This is a genomic window from Streptomyces sp. NPDC004539, from assembly GCF_040610055.1.
GTDB lineage: Bacteria > Actinomycetota > Actinomycetes > Streptomycetales > Streptomycetaceae > Streptomyces.
On record NZ_JBEXLS010000007.1, the window covers coordinates 153,603 to 170,504 of the forward strand.

Consider the following 16,902-nt stretch of genomic DNA (forward strand, 5'->3'; position numbering starts at 1 on the left):
CTCGCGCGGGCCTCCCCGGAGTCCGGCGGGCGGGCGTCCCGGTGTGCGGGGTTGACAAACACGGTTGCCGAAACTGCAATGCGGGGCATGAGTACCGAGGACGTTCTCGCCGAAGTGGGGCCCCGGCTGCGCCGTATCCGCAAGGAGCGGCAGGTGACGCTGGCCGGGCTCGCGGAGGCCACCGGGATCTCCGTCAGCACGCTGTCCCGGCTGGAGTCGGGGCTGCGCAAGCCCTCGCTGGAGCTGCTGCTGCCGATCGCGCAGGCGCACCAGGTGCCGCTGGACGAGCTGGTGGGGGCGCCGCCGGTCGGGGACCCCCGGGTGCGGGCGAAGCCGCTCGTGCGGGGCGGGCGGACGTTCTATCCGCTGACCCGGCAGCCGGGCGGCGTCCAGGCGTACAAGGCGGTCGAGCCGAAGCGGTCCGAGGAGCCGGAGACCCGGACGCACGAGGGGTACGAGTGGCTGTACGTGCTCTCCGGGAAGCTGCGGCTGGTGCTGGGGGAGCACGACGTCGTCCTGACGGCCGGGGAGGCGGCCGAGTTCGACACCCGGACGCCGCACTGGTTCGGGTCGACGGGGGAGGGGCCGGTTGAGTTCCTCAGCCTGTTCGGGCCGCAGGGGGAGCGGATGCATGTGCGGGCGCGGCCCAAGAAGGGGCGGGGCGCCGCCGAGGACACGTAGGTGTTCCTTCTCGGCAAGCGACCGCTTAGTATGCGAACCGACCCCGGTCAGACGAAGCAGTCCCCCGTGGAGGCACCACATGCAGGCATGGCAAGTGCACGAGAACGGCGAGCCGAGCGAGGTGATGCGGCTCGTGGAGGTGGCGCCGCCCACGCCCGGCGAGGGCCAGATCCTGCTGAAGGTGCGCGCCGCGAGCATCAACTTCCCCGACGTCCTGATGGCCCGGGGCCAGTACCAGGTCAAGCCCCCGCTGCCCTTCACCCCGGGCGTCGAGCTGTGCGGTGAGACCGAGGACGGCCGCCGGGTCATCGGCAACCCCGCCCTGCCGTACGGCGCCCTCGCCGAGTACGCCGTCGCCGACCCCGCCGCCCTGTTCCCCGCCCCGGACTCCCTGGACGACGCCGAGGCCGCCGCCCTGCACATCGGCTACCAGACCGGGTGGTTCGGACTCCACCGTCGGGCCCGTCTGGAGGCCGGCGAGACCCTCCTCGTGCACGCCGCCGCCGGCGGGGTCGGCAGCGCGGCCGTCCAGCTCGGCAAGGCCGCAGGGGCCCGGGTCATCGGCGTCGTCGGCGGCCCCGACAAGGCGGCCGTCGCCCGCGAGCTGGGCTGCGACGTGGTCATCGACCGGCGCGCGGACGACGTCGTCGGCGCCGTCAAGGAGGCCACCGGCGGCCGGGGCGCCGACGTGATCTACGACCCCGTGGGCGGCGAGGCGTACCAGCAGTCCGCGAAGACCGTCGCCTTCGAGGGCCGGATCGTGGTCGTCGGCTTCGCGAGCGGCTCCATCCCGAGCCCCTCGCTGAACCACGCCCTGGTGAAGAACTACTCGGTCCTCGGCCTGCACTGGGGCCTGTACGCCGTCAAGAACCCCAAGCTGATCCAGCACTGCCACGAACAGCTCACCGAACTCGCCGCCCAGGGCGCCATCAAGCCCCTCGTCAGCGAGCGCGTCCCTCTCGCGGGCGCCGCCGGCGTCGTCCAGAAGCTCGCCGACGGCGTCACCACCGGCCGGGTCGTCGTGGAGGTGTCCGCGTGAGCGACGCCGCCGAACTGAGCCGCCTCACCGCCGAGTTGCTCGCCGCGCACCCGCCGCAGAGCACCGGCCGGCTCGACTTCCTGCGCGCCCGCTTCGACGCCGGGCTCGCCTGGGTCCACTACCCCGTCGGTCTCGGCGGACTGGCCGCGCCGCGCGCCCTCCAGGCCGCCGTGGACGCCGAACTCGCGGCGGCCGGGGCACCCGACAACGACGCCCGCCGCAACGGCATCGGCCTCGGCATGGCCGCGCCGACGATCCTCAAGTACGGCACCGACGAACAGAAACGGCGCTTCCTGAAGCCGCTGTGGACCGGCGAGGAGGTCTGGTGCCAGCTCTTCAGCGAGCCCGGCGCCGGCTCCGACCTCGCCGCGCTCGGCACCCGCGCCGTCCAGGAGGACGGGGGCGACTGGATCGTCAACGGGCAGAAGGTGTGGACGTCCGGCGCGCACAACGCCCGCTGGGCCATCCTCATCGCCCGCACCGACCCGGCCGTCCCCAAGCACGCCGGCATCACGTACTTCCTGTGCGACATGACCGACCCCGGCGTCGACGTCCGCCCGCTGCGCCAGATCACCGGCGAGGCCGAGTTCAACGAGGTCTTCCTCACCGACGTCCGTGTCCCCGACGCGCACCGGCTCGGCGAGACCGGCGACGGCTGGCGGGTCGCGCAGACCACGCTGAACAACGAGCGCGTCGCCATCGGCGGGATGCGCCTGCCCCGCGAGGGCGGCATGATCGCGCCCGTCGCGAAGACCTGGCGCGAACGCCCCGAACTGCGCACCCACGACCTCCACCAGCGGCTGCTGAAGCTGTGGGTCGAGTCCGAGGTCTCCCGGCTCACCGCCGACCGGCTGCGCCAGCAGCTCTCCGCCGGACAGCCCGGCCCCGAGGGCGCCGGCATGAAACTCGCGTTCGCCCGCCTCAACCAGGAGATCAGCGGCCTTGAGGTCGAACTCCTCGGCTCCGAGGGCCTGCTGTACGACGACTGGACGATGCGCCGCCCCGAACTCGTCGACTTCACCGGACGCGAGGCCGGCTACCGCTACCTGCGCGCCAAGGGGAACAGCATCGAGGGCGGGACCACCGAGATCCTGCTGAACATCGTCGCCGAACGCGTCCTGGGCCTGCCCGCCGAGCCGCGCACCGACAAGGACGTCGCCTGGAAGGACCTGGCCCGATGAGCTCGACTCCCGACCTGCTGTACTCGGAGGAGGAAGAGGCCCTGCGGTCCGCCGTCCGGGACCTGCTCGGCGACCACTGCGACCCGGCCGGGGTCATCACCCGCGTCGAGTCGGACGCGCCGCACGACCTCGCCGCCTGGAAGGCGCTCGCCGAGGGCATGGGCCTCGCCGGACTCCTGGTCCCCGAGGAGCACGGCGGCCAGGGTGCCACGCACCGCGAGGTCGCCGTCGTCCTGGAGGAGCTGGGCCGCGCCGTCGCGCCCGTGCCGTACCTGTCCAGCGCCGTCGTCGCCACCGAGGCGCTCCTGGAGTGCGGGGACGCCGAACTCCTCGGGCGGCTCGCGTCCGGGCGGACCGTCGGGGTCCTCGCGGTCGGGCTGCACCGCGCGCCGGGCACCGCGTTCTCCGTCGCCCGCCTCGAAGACGGGCGGCTGCACGGGCAGTTGACGGGGATCGCGGACGCCGGGGCAGCCGACGTGCTGCTCGTCCCGGCGGAGGACGGCGGGCTGTACGCGGTGGCGGCGGCCGACGCGACCGTCACCCCGCAGGCGTCCCTGGACCTCACCCGGCCGCTGGGCACGGTCGGTCTCGACGGGGCTCCCGGACGCCGCCTCGGCGAGGCCGGGCCCGCCGTGCGGCGCGCGCTGCGGTCCGCCGCCGGACTGCTGGCCTCCGAGCAACTGGGCGTCGCGGACTGGGCGTTGACCGAGACGGTCCGCTACCTCAAGGACCGCAAGCAGTTCAACCGGCCCGTCGGCGGGTTCCAGTCGCTCAAGCACCGGCTCGCGCAGGTGTGGCTGGAGGTCGTCAACCTGCGCGCGGCGGCCCGGAGTTCGGCCGACGCGCTGGCCACGGGCTCGGATGCCGAGGTGGCCGTCGCGGTCGCCCAGGCGTACGCGTCGCCGGTCGCCGTGCGGGCCGTCGAGGAGGCGCTGCAACTGCACGCCGGGATCGGGATGACCTGGGAGCACCCGGTCCACCTCTACCTCAAGCGGGCCAAGGCCGACTCGATCGCGTACGGCACGGCCGGCGCGCACCGGACGACTCTGGCCGCACTGGTCGACCTGCAAGCCCCCTGACAGCCGAGGGCGTTCACCCCGCCGGAGCCCGCCCCACCTGGGGCGGGCTCCCGCATGTCCCGGGCCGCCCCCGGTGAACGCGTGACGGCGGTCCGGCCAACTCCCGCCCCGCTTCCTCCTCTTGAGGTGTCCACGCCCGCATACTCGCGGGGGACCCCCACGAGACAGGGAGCAGCGCATGGCCCTCACCACCCGTCGCAGAGCCCTCGGCGCGTTCGGCGCCGCCCTCGCGAGCACCGTCGCCCTGCCCGGCGTCAGCGCGCTCGCGGCCGAACGGCCCCCCACCCGCCGTGAACCCCTGTGGCGCGCGCACGCCCACAACGACTACGAGCACCCCCGCCCCCTCTTCGACGCCCTCGACCACCGGTTCGGCAGCGTCGAGGCGGACATCTTCCTCGTCGACGGACAGCTCCTCATCGCCCACGACGCGAGCGAACTCGACCCCACGCGCACGCTCGAATCCCTCTACCTGGCGCCCCTCGCCGCCCGGGTGAAGGCCAACCACGGCTCGGTGTACCGGGGGTGGCGGAAGCCCCTCCAGCTCCTGATCGACATCAAGACCGAGGGCTCCTCGACCTACCTGGAGCTGGACCGCCATCTCAAGCGCTACCCCGGCCTGTTCACCACCTACGCGCACGGCCGCATCCGCAAGGGACCCGTCACCGCCGTCATCTCCGGCGACCGCGCCGCACGCGGCCCCCTGGAGGCGCAGACCGTCCGCCACGCCTTCTACGACGGCCGCCTCGCCGACCTCGGCACCGCCGCGCCCGCCTCCCTGATCCCCCTGATCAGCGACAACTGGACCCTCAACTTCACCTGGCTCGGCGCCGGTCCGTTCCCCGAGGCCGAGCGGCAGCGGCTGCGCGGGATCATCTCCTCGGCGCACGAGCGGGGACAGAAGGTGCGGTTCTGGGCCACGCCGGACCTCGCCGGCCCCTCCCGCGACGCCCTGTGGACCGAGCTTCTCGCCGCCGGCGCCGACTACTTCAACACCGACGACCTCGCCGGCCTCGAAACCTTCCTCGACACCCACAAGGACACCCCCCGGGCCGGGTAACCACCCGTTCGAGGGACAGGTCACTCAGCCGCTTCGCCCCTCCACTGCGCCACACTTGCGGCCGAATGCCGCGAAAGCGGGCGTAGTGGAGGAGGTTGGCGTTGGCCGTGTCCGTTTCCCTGGTCGTGCTGCTGCTGATTCTGGTGGTGGTGTTCGTCCGCAACGGGGGATTGAAGGTGTCGCACGTGTTCACCTGCCTGCTGCTGGGGTTCTTCCTGGCGAGCACGAGCATTGCGCCGACGATCCAGAGCGGACTGACCGCGACGGCCGATCTGGTGGCGGGCATCCGGCCGTAGTCCCCGTCAGTCCTCGAAGACCCCGATGCCGTTGGGAACCGGGCGTTCGGCCCCGCCCGAGGGATGGTTGACGGCCTTCGTCGCGGTGGCCCCCGGCGCCCGCGTCACCATCGTCGTCGACCCTCCGCCGTCCAGGCTGAACCCCTCCCGGGCGCCCAGGTCCCGCAGCGCCCGCGCCACTTCGGCCACCGTCAGACCCGTGCGGTAGGCCGGGCCGCCGTCCAGGGCCAGGAGGACGACGTGGCGGCCGTCCGCCGAGACGCCGACCGCCGTGCGGACCGCGGACGTCGTGTCGTCCAGGCCGGACAGGGGGCGGCCCTGGCGCAGGAGGGGGTAGCCGCCGAGGGCGAAACGGAACGGGGGGTGGAGCACCTCGGCGGGGTAACGCACCGACAGGGCCTGGCCCTTGACCAGGGCCCGCAGATACTGGGCACCCCGCTCCCGGCCCAGCAGCACGGTCGTGCCCGGGGGGATGGAGCCCGCGCCGGGGGTCGCGGAGACCTCGGTGACCTCGCCGCCGCGCACGCTCACCTCGTACGTGTCCTTCGTGCACGGCGCCGCCCGGTCCGTGTCGGTGCCGCAGACCGCCCGGGTGCGGGGGAGGCCGCCCCAGCGGGAGGTGTAGGCGCCGACGGAGTTGCGGGGGAGGGCGTACTGGTTGAGGCCGGAGACCGGCAGACCGGAGTCGGTCGTGGCGCTGAAGGCGAGGGTGCCGAGGCGGGCGCGGCCGTCGAGACCGACGCCGACGACGTCCCGCGTGCTCGTGCCGGGCGGCGGGGTGGGGCCGAAACGCTGGCCGTCCGGGACCGCGCCCTTCAGGAACTCGCCGTCGGCGACCGCCGGTCCGACGCTCGCGCCGGTCGCGGTGACGCCCGGGTGCTGGGTCTCGGTGATGTTGAAGAAGTCCCCGTTCACCCCGGCGACCGCCCGCTGCGCGTCGGCCAGCCGGGAGACCGTCGCCCGCCCTGCGACGACCCCCGGGTACAGCAGACCGAGCCGCGCGAGCGAGAGGTCGACGCTCAGGACGTGCGCGTGGGCCGTACCCGCCGCACCCCGGATGTCGTACTGACGGTAGGTCACCCCCCGCGCCACGGCCGCGTCCGCCGGGGTTCCCGTCAGGGCCGCGCCCACCAGCGCGGTACACACCGTCAGGACCGTCGTCAGTCGTCTCACCAGTCGCCCCCTGCCAGTCCGTCGACGAATGACGGAATGCTCTTACGGCGAAGCGCCCCGGAACGGGTGAAACGGTGTCAAACCACAAGAAAAGGTGATGAAAGCACGCCTGTACGGACGGGTCACCCGGCGAACGGAGTGAAATGGGCGGGGGCGTGGTCGATCGGGAGGCCGGGCCGCCACGCCGTCAGGGACTGGGCGCTGCACACGAACAGCGAGGGCGGCAGCCCGTCCAGCGGGTACCAGCGCCAGTCCCCGACCCGCTCCCCGGGCTGGTCCGAGGGCTCGCCCCGCCAGGCGGAGACGACCGAGCCGACGGTGATCCGCACGACCCCGTCCACGTCGTCGAGCAGCGTCCCCAGCAGCCGTACCGCACCGGTCTCCGCCTCGATCCCGGTCTCCTCGCGCAGCTCCCGCACGACCGTCTCCGCCAGCGACTCGCCCGGTTCGACCGTCCCGCCGGGCAGCTCCCACGTGCCGCGCCGGTGCCGGCCGAGGAGGAGACCCCGGGGGCCGTACAGGATCGCGCCGACACCGAGCGCCGCGTGCGGGACGGGCGGCAGGTTCGTGCGCGGCCGGGAGGCGGTGCGCAAGGGGCGGTGGGCGCGCAGCACGCGGTACGAGTCCGGGCCGACCGTCTCGACGCCGTCCACCACCAGCCCGTGATCGGCCAACGGGCGGGCCCACACGTCCGGTTCCGGCACCCGCAGGCACAACGTCCCGCCCGGCGCGAGCGCGGTCGCCAGCGCGGGCAGCAGCCGGGCCGGGTCGAGGCAGGGGGCTGAATCCGCCGTGTCCACCGCGTACACGACGTCGTACGACGCCGGCGCGCGCCGCAGGTGGTCCACTGGGTCCGCCTCGAACAGCCGCAGCCCCGGCAGGCCGCCGTACCGGGCGCGGGCCTGTTCGATCCGCTCCGGCGACGTGTCGACCGCGTCCACCTGCGCCCCGTACGTCCGCACGAGGTGCGCGGCATGGCGGGCGGTGCCGCAGCCGAGGTCCAGGACGCGCCGGCCCGTCAGGTCGCCGAGGAGTTCGGGGCCGAACACTCAGCGCACCGGGTGCTTGCTCATGATGGACACCCGGTTGAACGCGTTGATCGTGACGGCCGCCCAGACCACCGCCGACAGCTGGTCCTCCGTGAACACCTCGCGCGCCTGCGCGTACGCCGCCTCCTGGGCGTCCGCGTCGGTGGTCAGGGTCGTCACCTCCGCGAGGGCGAGGGCCGCCCGCTCCTGCGGGGTGAACAGCTCGGTGTCCCGCCAGGCGGCCAGCACCCCGAGCCGGCGCGCGGAGTCGCCCTCCCTGAGCGCCGCCTTGGTGTGCACGTCCAGGCAGAACGCGCAGCCGTTGAGCTGCGACACCCGCAGGTTGACCAGTTCGATCAGGGTTCGCCCGAGCCCCGCCTCGGCGGCCGTCGCCCGTACCGCCTCCGAGGTCTGCACCAGCGCGTGGTACGCCTTCGGGCTCTGCTTGTCGATGAAGATCCGTCGTGTCACGGGAAAATCCAACCACGGAGAACGGGCGGGTGGTTCGGGCACCCCTCGGCATGCCCTAGTATTGATCTTGCGCCGGTCGCCCCAACTCGGGGGAACGGACGATGCGTTGGTGGTCCAAGGAAAGACGCCCCGCTTCCTGCGGGGAAATGCAGGTGCAAGGCTTGCCCAGCGCTCCGAGACGAGGCCCGTCCCACAACTGTGGGGCGGGCCTCGCGCGTTGGGGCGGGCCGTGCCGTCACACCGGCAGCAGCGCCACGATCGCCGGTCCGAAGCCGGCGCCGAGCTGGAAACAGAGGGTGAAGAGGCCGAGGGCGGTGGTGCGCAGACGCGCGGGGGCGCCGCCGACGGCGACGACCGAGAGGGTCGCCTGACCGGAGGCGGCGACGAAGACGGCGACCCCGAGCGCGGCGAGCGTCAGGAGCGCCGGGGCGCCGAGGGCCACCGTCACCGGGGCGACCACACCGAGGGTGAGCAGCACCGTGAGGACCGTCCCGCGGCGCAGGCGGTTCGCGGCGGCGGCCATGCCCCAGGACAGCGAGGACCCGACGAGCAGGGCGACGAGGACACCGGCGCCCACGGCGGACGTGTCCCAGCCGGCGTCGTCCGCGAGGAGCCGGGGGACGGCGTACAGCAGCGCGAAGTACGTCGTGGAGAGCGCGCACACCACGGCGCACGCCGTGAGATAGACCGGGGTTCGCAGCAGGGCGGCGGGCACGAACCCCTCCGGCCGGCGCCGGGTCCACACGGCGAGGCCGCAGACCAGGGCCACCGCGCAGAGCGCCGCCGCCGGCGGGAAGCGGCCCAGCAGGACGAGCGCGCAGATCAGCGCCCCGGTCAGCAGCGCGCCCACGGCGTCGAAGGGGGCGTGCCCCTCGGCGGGCCGGTGCGCGGGCGCGCGCAGCCACACGTACGGCGCGGCGAGCAGGGCGACGGCCGACAGGGAGAGCGCCGCGTGCCAGGAGACGTGGTCGCCGAGCAGGGAACCGCCGAGCGGACCGAGCGCCCCCAGCATCCCGCTGCCCGCCGTGACGACCCCCATCCGGCCGGGCGTCCCGGCGAGGTTGATCGCCGTACTGATCATCCCGCCCCCGCCGAACGCCTGGGCGGCCCGGCCGGCGAGCAGTACCGGCAGCGAGTCCGAGAGCAGGACGGTCAGCGTCCCCGCGGCGATCAGCGCGGCGCTGACCAGCACGGCCGTACGGACGCCCCGGTGGCGCAGCAGCGCGGTGATCATCGGGGTGCCGAGGGCCATGGCGAGCCCGAAGACGGTGGCCGCCCAGGTCGCCGTGGAGACCGAGATCCCGAGGTCGCGCGCGATGTCCGGCAGCGTCGTCGTCGCGGCGTTGGCGCTCAGCGCGGTCGGCGTGGCCAGCAGGCCGAGCGCGAGCGCCGCCGGCCGGGGCCCTCCGGGCGGCGCCCCGGGGCGTGATACCGGCGCGTTTTGGGACTGCCGGTCCGGTGCGGAACGGGTCATGGCGGAGAGCCCCCCTCTGGAGCGTGACGCAGGAGCGAACTGCTACGGCTGGAGTATGAGTTGCACCGATGGGTGCAAACAATGCGACGATCGATGTAGGTCCTCCGGCGTAGCCCCGAGGGACACCGGCCCCCCACCGGTGCCGGGTACGCTGCGCACCTGCGGCCGATCGGAGGGACTGCCATGGCGACGGGTACGGCGACGGCGGACGCCCGTCGCGGCATGCCGGAGAAGCGGCGGGCGATCATGCGCGCGGCCCGTGCCGTCTTCGGCCGCGAGGGCTACACCCGAGCGGGCGTGGACACCATCGCCCTGGAGGCCGGGGTCTCCAACCGCACCATCTACAACCACTTCGCCGACAAGGAAGAGCTCTTCCAGACGGTCGCCCTGGAAGGCGCCGAGCAGGTCACCGCCGCCGTCGCGGAGATCCTCGAACGCCACCTCCGCAAGGTCCTCGACATCCGCGAGGACCTCATCGCCTTCGGCCTGGAGCGCGTCGCGGCCGTCACGGCGTTCCCCGACCACTTCGCCCTGGTCCGCACGATCGAGGCCGAGGCGTCCCGCATCCCCCGGGACGTCCTGGAGGCGTGGCGGGACGCCGGCCCGCTCTCCGCCCACAAGCGGCTCGCCCCCTACCTGCGCCGGATCGCCGAACGCGGCCTCCTCGACCTCGACGACCCCGAGCGCGCCGCCAACCACTTCAACCTGCTGACCATCACCGACGTCAACCAGCGCACGTTCTACGGCGCGCTCCCGCTGCCCGAGTCCGAGGTCACCTCCATAGTCGTGGACGGCGTCGACACCTTCCTGCGGCTCTACGGCACCGCGGAGAGCTGACGCCCGCCGCGGTTCAGCCGCCCAGCGCCCGGTCCACCAGCGCCGGCGCCGCCCCCAAGTACGCGGTCGGGTCGCAGAGTCCGGCGATCTCGTCGGCGGGCACCTCGGGGACGAGGTCCGCCAGGACCCCGGCCAGCGGGCGGCCCGAGCCGTCGGCCTCGGCGGACGCGCGGGAGAGCAGCTCCTTCGCGCGGGCCCGGCCGAGCCGGGGTGCGAGGCGGGCCGCGATCCGCTCCGACACGATCTGACTGTCCGTCAAGTCCAGGTTGGCGCGCATGCGTTCAGGGCGGACCTGGAGCCCCGCCGTCAGCTCGACGGCGGTGTGCGCGGCGCCGCCCACCAGCCGCAGACACTCCCGCAGCAGCAGCCACTCGGCGTGCCAGGCCCCGGCCGACCGCTCGTCCTCCGTCACCATGCACTGCGTCAACGCCCCGCTCAGCGCCGGGACTTGCAGCGCCGCCGCGCGGATCATCGTGCTGAGCACGGGGTTGCGTTTGTGCGGCATCGCGGAGGACGCGCCCCGGCCCGCCGCGGCGGGCTCGGCGACCTCGCCGACCTCCGTGCGGGCCAGCGTCTGGACGTCCACCGCGAGCCGCCCCAGCGCGCCCGCCGTGAAGGCGAGGGCGGCGGCGAGGTCGGCCAGGGGAGTGCGCAGGGAGTGCCAGGGGAGGACCGGGACGGCGAGGCCGGTCTCGGCGGCGAACGCTTCCAGCAGGCGCGTCGGGTAGGCGGCGTCCGCGCCCGCGCCGTCCACCGCCGCGTACTCCAGATACCCGGCCAGCGTGCCCGCCGCGCCGCCCAGCGACACCGGCAGGCCCTCGTCGGCCACCCGGGCGAGTCGGCGGCGGGCGTCGAGCAGCAGCTCGCGCCAGCCGGCCGCCTTCAGTCCGAACGTGGTCGGGACGGCGTGCAGGGCCAGGGTGCGGCCCGGCATCGGGGTGTCCCGGTGGGCGCGGGCCGAACTCCCCAGCGCTTCGGCCGACTTGTCCAGGTCGGCGATCGTCGGGCGCAGCGCTCGCCGGGCGACCAGCATCGCCGCCGTGTCCAGGACGTCCTGGCTGGTGGAGCCCCGGTGCACGAACTCGGCGGCAGTCGCGTCGACTTGGGCCACCCGCCGGGTGAACGCCTGGACCAGCCCCACCACCGGGTTCGCGGTCTCCCGGGAGGCCAGCGCCAACTCCCTTACGTCCAGGGCGGCTTCGGCGGCGACGGCGGTGATCGTCCGGGCCGCCCCCGCCGGCACCGTACCCAGCCGGGCCTGCGCGCGGACCAGTGCCGCCTCCGTGTCGAGCATCGCCCGCACCCACGACTCGTCGGAGACCAGCGCCTCGACGGGGGTGCCGGCGCGGACGGGGGACAGGAGCCCGGAGTCGAGACCGGCGGCGGTCATACGACCACCCCGGTCCACTCGGTGTCGTCCTGCGCCGGGCGGACCTCGTGGGGGACACGGGAGAGCGGGGGGAGGGCGAGGACGGCGCGGGCGATGGCGTCGGAGTCGCCGAGGGTCACGGAGTCGACGCCGGGGCGGATACCGGCGGCCGTCACCCAGTGGACGGCCTCGGTGGGCACGCCGAACGCGAAGCGGCGCGGATGGGGGCGGCCCTGGCTGTCGAGGAGGTGGTACGGGCGCTCGCCGACGGCCAGCCCGCCGGTCTCGTACAGCGTCCCGCAGCTCCCGTCGATCCGGAACGGGCCCGCCTGCTCGGTCGCCAGCAGATGACGCAGCAACGGGTCGTCGCAGCGGCGGACGTCCGGCTCCGGGAGGCGTGCCTCGATCAGCGCGCGGGCCCTGACCGGCGGTCCCGGCACGGTCGTCGAGCGGGCGACGAACGACGGGTGCGCGGTGTCGAAGCGGATCTGCGTGCCCGGACCGGTGAGGGTCAGGAGACCGGCGTCGAGGAGCGCGATCATCTCCTCGACGCGGGAGGCGGGCGGGCCGATGGAGAGGAACGCGTTCAGGGGGGTGTACCAGCCCTCGACGTCGTCGCGGTAGGAGTTCCCGTCGATGCCGCCGTGGTCGACGGCGAGCCGGATCTCGTTGCGCAGGTCGCGCAGCACGTCGAGCGCGGCCTTCAGCGGCCCGTCGACGTTCCCGGCCCTCGCCTCGCGGACGTCCCGCTCCAGGTAGCCCCGCAGCCAGGCGCCGAACTCCTCGCGGCTCGTGAACCGCCGTGCCGCGAGCGGCGAGACGAGCCGCTCCCAGTCCCAGCGGGCGGCGGGCTCGACACCGTACCGCTCCAGCAGCGCGCCCGCGTCCGCGCCGGGGCCCAGCGCGAGGAACTCCCCGTCGAACGCCTCCGCCCGGCCGCCCCGGGAGGTGAGGAGCGTCGCGTAGTACACGCTCTCCACCTCCCAGCGGATCAGCGGCCACAGGTCCTCGCCGAAGTACGGCCGCCTCCCGTCGGCGGCCCCCGCGCGCAGCCCCTCGACGTACTCGGCGGTGAGCAGCCGGGGCAGGTGACGGCCGTGCGGGCCCTTCTGGTTGGTACCGCGCGCGTGGTACGGCACCCCGCGCCGCGAACTCGCGTACATCACCGGCTCCCGACCGCTCGGCCGGTAGCCGAGCCCGCCGTCCGCGCCCCGTTCGAAGACGCCGCCCCGGCCGAGCGTGAGCAGCGCCATGTAGTCGAAGAAGTTCAGGCCGAGCCCGCGCAGCAGCACCGGCTCACCGGCCCGTATCCCGCTGAGGTCGGCGTCGGCCGGGTTGGCGGGCGGCAGGTAGGTCAGGTGGTGGATGCGGGCGAGCGTGGCCGTCCGCTCCTGGCGCGACGTCGGCCGCGCCGGTAAGTGGCCCTGCGCGAGGACGACCGAGTCCAGGTCGGTCAGCCGGGTCCCGTCGGCGAGCCGCACGCCCTGCCGGCCCCCGCGCGCGCCGTGCACGTCGGACAGGGCGACCGCCTGCGAGCGGTGCACCCGGACCTCGACGTGCTCGGGGGCGCGGGCCAGGATCTGCCGGAAGCAGTCGCCCAGGTAGTGGCCGTGGAACGCGCGGCTCGGGTACGCGTCCGGCCCCAGCCGGCGGGCCTCCGCGAGGGTCTCCTCGTCGTAGTCGTGGCCCTCGACGCCGAGCAGCGCGAGCTGGCGCGACCAGTCGTACAGCGAGGGGCCCGGTTCGATCGGCCCGTCGATGCGGACGCTGTCGTCGGTGAACACGGTCACCTGCGAGGCGACGGTGTTCATCAGCAGGTGCCGGGACTGCTCCGGCCGCCACACCCGGCCCGCGCCGGGGGTGCCGGGGTCGACGAGATGCACGACGACCGGGCCGCCGGACGGGGCCCGGCGCGCGTTGGCGCACAGCCGCTCCAGCACCGACAGGCCCCGGGGACCCGCACCGACGACACAGATCTCTTTACGCCTTCTGTCCATCCGGCTCTCCTCGGACGCGCGGGACACGTGCACGGTGCAAGAGATAGCTGCGTGGTACAGCTATGCGAATTCTCTGGGAGCCTCCCGGCATACCGGGCTCGCGTCAACGCGGAATCCGGCGACAAGCCGCGTGTGTCGAATGTGGCTTGTCGAACGGTTCACCCTGGGACCACCGGGGCGGGAGCATCGGAGGAACCGGCCGGCCGCCGAGAACGAGGAACCACCCCCCACGGAGTCCGCATGCTGCGCATCCACTTCACCCGCGAGGACGTCGCCCGCGTGCGCGTCGCCCCCGGCCCCGACCCCCTGTGGGAGATCACCAACAGCTACCAGGCGCTCATCACCGAGGGGAACGCGCCGGTGTTCGGCGAGTGGAGACGCCTCGTACGGCCCCGGCTGCCCGCGGCGGGCCGGCTCCTCGGCCTGCTGCTGCCGCCCCAGGGCTACTCGCCCGACTTCCTCACCCCCGACCTGCGCGGACACGACGAACTGGAGGGCGGCGTCGACACGGTCCTCGCCACCCCCCGCCCGGTGCTCCACCGCGACCTGGGCCGCCTCGCCGCCTCCCGGCGCGGCAGCCCGTCCGTCCCGTCCGAGATCCGCGCCCTCGCCGACGGCGACCTCACCACCCTGCACCGGCTGCGCACCGCCCTCCTCACCCACCACCGCTACGCCCTCGCCCCGTTCTGGACGCACATCCGCGCCCAGCTCGACGCGGACCGGGCGCTGCGCGGCCGGGCGGTGATGGAGGGCGGCACCGACGGGCTGCTGGCCGGATTCCGCCCCCTGCTGCGCTGGCGGCCCCCCGTCCTGGAGGCCGACTACCCCGTCCACCGCGAACTGCGCCTCGACGGACGCGGACTGCTCCTCCAGCCGTCGTTCTTCTGCGTCCGGCGGCCGGTCATGCTCGCCGACCCCGACCTGCCGCCCGTCCTCGTCCACCCCGTCCAGCACACCCCCGGCTGGGCCCGCCGAGCCCGCGGCCTCCCCGAGCACCACACCCCGCTCGCCGCCCTCATCGGCCGCACCCGCGCCGCCCTCCTCACGGAGGCCGCCACCGGCCGCACCACCGGCGAACTCGCCCGCCGCCTGCGGATCTCCGACCCGGCGGCCAGCTATCACACGGCCGTGCTGCGGCGGGCGGGGCTGGTGCTGAGCATCCGGCACGGCAAGACCGTCGTGCACACCATCACCCCGGCGGGGCTGGCGCTCCTGCACGGGTCGGTGGGCACCGGACCGGGCGGCTGAACCACGGGCGCCGCCCACGGAGCCGCTGCCCCGTGGGCGGACACCGGGTCCGGCCGTCCGTCACACGGCCTTCGGCAGCAGCTCGTCGAGCCGGACCGAGGAGAGGACCGTCACCGGGCCGGCCGCCTTCACGCCGTCCCTTCCCGCGCCGTCCCTTCCCGCGCCGCTCGTTTCCGGGGCGCGGCCCACGAGGGCGATCCTGCCGTCCCACCCCGCGACCACGACCCGGTCGCCGTCCCAGGGCAGCATGCAGGACAGCCCCTGCCCGAACTCGTCGACGACCCGGCCGGAGGCGAGCGTGCCCGCGCTGTCCGACCAGTCGATCTCCCAGGCGTACAGCCCGAAGTCGTAGGACCCGGCCAGCACCACCGGACGCTCCGGACCGCCCAGGAGACCGACGCACTTCACGGACTCGTCGGGACCGAGCAGCGTCTGCACACCGGCGGCACGCACCCCGGAGGCCCCGCCGGTCAGCCGGCCCACCTTCACCGTGTGGTCCCGCGAGGCGCTCGCCACCACGCTCCCCGCGAGCTGCGCGACCGCGTTGACGAGGTTGCCGTGCTCCCACAGCGCCGTCCGGCCCGCGTACCCGCCCGACGCGACCGTCCGGTCCGTCGCCGCCGACAGGAACCCGCCGCCGTCGAGGGAGACCAGCGACTTCACCGAACCGCCGTGCGCCTCCCGCCGGCCCAGCACCTCCAGCGTGCCGGGGTCGAGCGCGATCAGCTCACCGTTGTAGGTGCCGGCCACCAGGACGTCGCCGTCCAGGCACAGGGAGGGGACCGGCGCCCCGAGCGGCTCGCTCGCGGTGCGCACCCCGTTCGCCCAGCGGATCACCCGCCCGTCGTAGGTCCCGGCGTAGAAGACGTCGTCCCGGACGGCCAGGGCGAGGACGGGACCGTCGGCGACCTGGTGGACCAGCGCCGGCGCCCCCGGCTCGTCGAGGTCGAGGGCGAGGACCGCGCCCGAGTCGCAGCCGACGAGCAGCCGGGTACCCCTGCGGGCCAGCGCGTTCGGGCCGTACGTGGGGGTCGTGGGCGCGGACAGCTCCCGGCCGTCGGACAGGGACAGCAGATGCGGGCCGCCCCAGAAGCTCCCGGCCGCGACGAGCCCCCCGGCCGTGGACACCGACCGGGGCCAGATACGGGAGTCCGAGATCTGCCGCAGCCGGTTCCCGGAGCGGTCGAAGAAGTGCAGACCGCCCTCGTAGGCGCCGACGACCAGGGTGGCGCCGTCGTCCGACCACTCGACGCTGCGCGCCGCCGACCTCGACACCTGGACGGTGGTGAGCGACTCCAGCCCGGGGGAGAGCAGTTCGACGACGCCGTCGTCCCGGGCGACCGCCAGCGCCGAGCCGTCGGGGGCCCAGGAGCAGCCCTCGATGGACGCGGAGTAGCGGCGGGTGACGGGCTCGGCCGTCTCGTCGAGGGCCGTCACGGAGACGAGGCCGTCCTCGCCGACGGTCGCGACGCGGCCCTGGACGCTCACCGACACCATCATGCAGTGCGCGGTGTGGGAGCCGATCTCGGACAGGAAGGCGCCGGTGGCGGTGTCCCACACCGTGGCGCGGCCGTCCTCCGACACGCAGATCAGCCGGCGGCCGTCCGGCATCCAGGCGACCGAGTTGATGTCGTCGGTGTGCCGGGCGAGGACGGTGACGAGGCTGCTCGCCCCGTCGTCCGCCACGTGCCAGACGGCCGTCGTCTTGTCCGCGGACGCGGTGGCCAGCAGCTGCGGGGTGACCGGGTTCCACGCCGAGGAGTTGACGAGGCGCCGGTGCTTGAGACCGGCCAGCCGGACCGGGCGCTCCGGCACGCTGGTGTCCCAGACGATCACCGAGCCGTCGTACGAGGCGCTGGCCAGCCGCAGGCCGTCGGCGCGGAACGCCACGTGGGTGAGGGGGGCGGCGTGCCCCGAGGGGCTTTCCGGGAGGTCGATCGTACGCATGGGTTCGTCCCTTGGGTCGTCGGGA

At 74.4% G+C, this 16,902-nt stretch carries 15 protein-coding genes; 8 read left to right on the forward strand and 7 right to left on the reverse strand.

Annotated features, from left to right (window positions below):
• Positions 1 to 87: 87 nt before the first annotated feature.
• The 6 genes from ABZX85_RS17070 (at position 88) to ABZX85_RS17095 (ending at position 5,333) form a co-directional block, all read left to right on the forward strand.
• Positions 88 to 681, forward strand: a complete 594-nt coding sequence (locus tag ABZX85_RS17070; RefSeq protein ID WP_355868378.1) for an XRE family transcriptional regulator — start codon at positions 88 to 90, stop codon at positions 679 to 681.
• A 79-nt stretch (positions 682 to 760) separates the two neighbouring features.
• Complete coding sequence (locus ABZX85_RS17075; RefSeq protein WP_355868380.1) at positions 761 to 1,720, forward strand: NADPH:quinone oxidoreductase family protein; 960 nt, start codon at positions 761 to 763, stop codon at positions 1,718 to 1,720.
• On the forward strand, positions 1,717 to 2,901 hold the full coding sequence (locus ABZX85_RS17080; RefSeq protein ID WP_355868383.1) for an acyl-CoA dehydrogenase family protein: 1,185 nt from the start codon (positions 1,717 to 1,719) through the stop codon (positions 2,899 to 2,901). Before ABZX85_RS17075 ends, ABZX85_RS17080 begins: the two co-directional genes overlap by 4 nt.
• Positions 2,898 to 3,980, forward strand: a complete 1,083-nt coding sequence (locus ABZX85_RS17085) for an acyl-CoA dehydrogenase family protein (RefSeq protein WP_355868386.1) — start codon at positions 2,898 to 2,900, stop codon at positions 3,978 to 3,980. The genes ABZX85_RS17080 and ABZX85_RS17085 overlap by 4 nt, the downstream gene beginning before the upstream one ends.
• 178 nt (positions 3,981 to 4,158) lie before the next feature.
• Positions 4,159 to 5,037 (forward strand): phosphatidylinositol-specific phospholipase C/glycerophosphodiester phosphodiesterase family protein, encoded by an 879-nt coding sequence (locus ABZX85_RS17090; RefSeq protein ID WP_355868389.1) that lies wholly within the window; start codon positions 4,159 to 4,161, stop codon positions 5,035 to 5,037.
• A 101-nt stretch (positions 5,038 to 5,138) separates the two neighbouring features.
• Complete coding sequence (locus tag ABZX85_RS17095) at positions 5,139 to 5,333, forward strand: hypothetical protein (protein ID WP_355868392.1); 195 nt, start codon at positions 5,139 to 5,141, stop codon at positions 5,331 to 5,333.
• Positions 5,334 to 5,339: 6 nt separating this feature from the next.
• On the opposite strand, the gene ABZX85_RS17100 is transcribed toward ABZX85_RS17095, so the two are convergent.
• The 4 genes from ABZX85_RS17100 to ABZX85_RS17115 form a co-directional block, all read right to left on the reverse strand.
• A complete protein-coding gene (locus ABZX85_RS17100) occupies positions 5,340 to 6,506 on the reverse strand; it encodes a phosphodiester glycosidase family protein (protein ID WP_355868395.1) in 1,167 nt (388 codons plus the stop codon).
• Between the two features lie 122 nt (positions 6,507 to 6,628).
• Positions 6,629 to 7,555, reverse strand: coding sequence for an NUDIX domain-containing protein (locus tag ABZX85_RS17105; RefSeq protein ID WP_355868398.1), 927 nt, complete (start codon positions 7,553 to 7,555; stop codon positions 6,629 to 6,631).
• Positions 7,556 to 8,005 (reverse strand): carboxymuconolactone decarboxylase family protein, encoded by a 450-nt coding sequence (locus ABZX85_RS17110; RefSeq protein ID WP_355868401.1) that lies wholly within the window; start codon positions 8,003 to 8,005, stop codon positions 7,556 to 7,558.
• A 235-nt stretch (positions 8,006 to 8,240) separates the two neighbouring features.
• Positions 8,241 to 9,479, reverse strand: a complete 1,239-nt coding sequence (locus ABZX85_RS17115; RefSeq protein ID WP_355868404.1) for an MFS transporter — start codon at positions 9,477 to 9,479, stop codon at positions 8,241 to 8,243.
• 183 nt (positions 9,480 to 9,662) lie between these two features.
• Between ABZX85_RS17115 and ABZX85_RS17120 the strand changes: the two genes are divergently transcribed.
• Positions 9,663 to 10,316 (forward strand): TetR/AcrR family transcriptional regulator, encoded by a 654-nt coding sequence (locus ABZX85_RS17120; RefSeq protein ID WP_355868407.1) that lies wholly within the window; start codon positions 9,663 to 9,665, stop codon positions 10,314 to 10,316.
• Between the two features lie 13 nt (positions 10,317 to 10,329).
• Here the strand turns inward: ABZX85_RS17120 and pcaB are convergent, their stop codons facing one another.
• Both pcaB and ABZX85_RS17130 read right to left on the reverse strand, forming a co-directional pair.
• A complete protein-coding gene (pcaB, locus tag ABZX85_RS17125; RefSeq protein ID WP_355868410.1) occupies positions 10,330 to 11,706 on the reverse strand; it encodes a 3-carboxy-cis,cis-muconate cycloisomerase in 1,377 nt (458 codons plus the stop codon).
• Positions 11,703 to 13,682 (reverse strand): FAD/NAD(P)-binding protein, encoded by a 1,980-nt coding sequence (locus ABZX85_RS17130; protein WP_355868413.1) that lies wholly within the window; start codon positions 13,680 to 13,682, stop codon positions 11,703 to 11,705. Before ABZX85_RS17130 ends, pcaB begins: the two co-directional genes overlap by 4 nt.
• 240 nt (positions 13,683 to 13,922) lie before the next feature.
• Between ABZX85_RS17130 and ABZX85_RS17135 the strand changes: the two genes are divergently transcribed.
• Entirely contained in the window at positions 13,923 to 14,930 is a 1,008-nt protein-coding gene (locus ABZX85_RS17135; RefSeq protein WP_355868416.1) for a helix-turn-helix domain-containing protein, read from the forward strand.
• A gap of 60 nt (positions 14,931 to 14,990) precedes the next feature.
• Here ABZX85_RS17135 and ABZX85_RS17140 read toward each other — a convergent pair whose 3' ends face one another.
• Complete coding sequence (locus ABZX85_RS17140) at positions 14,991 to 16,877, reverse strand: WD40 repeat domain-containing protein (RefSeq protein ID WP_355868419.1); 1,887 nt, start codon at positions 16,875 to 16,877, stop codon at positions 14,991 to 14,993.
• Positions 16,878 to 16,902: the final 25 nt, after the last annotated feature.

Coding starts and splice junctions, on each gene's coding strand:
- ABZX85_RS17070 (WP_355868378.1), top strand. CDS start 88: ATGAGTACCGAGGACGTTCTCGCCGAAGTGGGGCCCCGGCTGCGCCGT.
- ABZX85_RS17130 (WP_355868413.1), bottom strand. CDS start 13,682: ATGGACAGAAGGCGTAAAGAGATCTGTGTCGTCGGTGCGGGTCCCCGG.
- ABZX85_RS17085 (WP_355868386.1), top strand. CDS start 2,898: ATGAGCTCGACTCCCGACCTGCTGTACTCGGAGGAGGAAGAGGCCCTG.
- ABZX85_RS17135 (WP_355868416.1), top strand. CDS start 13,923: ATGCTGCGCATCCACTTCACCCGCGAGGACGTCGCCCGCGTGCGCGTC.
- ABZX85_RS17090 (WP_355868389.1), top strand. CDS start 4,159: ATGGCCCTCACCACCCGTCGCAGAGCCCTCGGCGCGTTCGGCGCCGCC.
- pcaB (WP_355868410.1), bottom strand. CDS start 11,706: ATGACCGCCGCCGGTCTCGACTCCGGGCTCCTGTCCCCCGTCCGCGCC.
- ABZX85_RS17120 (WP_355868407.1), top strand. CDS start 9,663: ATGGCGACGGGTACGGCGACGGCGGACGCCCGTCGCGGCATGCCGGAG.
- ABZX85_RS17140 (WP_355868419.1), bottom strand. CDS start 16,877: ATGCGTACGATCGACCTCCCGGAAAGCCCCTCGGGGCACGCCGCCCCC.
- ABZX85_RS17075 (WP_355868380.1), top strand. CDS start 761: ATGCAGGCATGGCAAGTGCACGAGAACGGCGAGCCGAGCGAGGTGATG.
- ABZX85_RS17115 (WP_355868404.1), bottom strand. CDS start 9,479: ATGACCCGTTCCGCACCGGACCGGCAGTCCCAAAACGCGCCGGTATCA.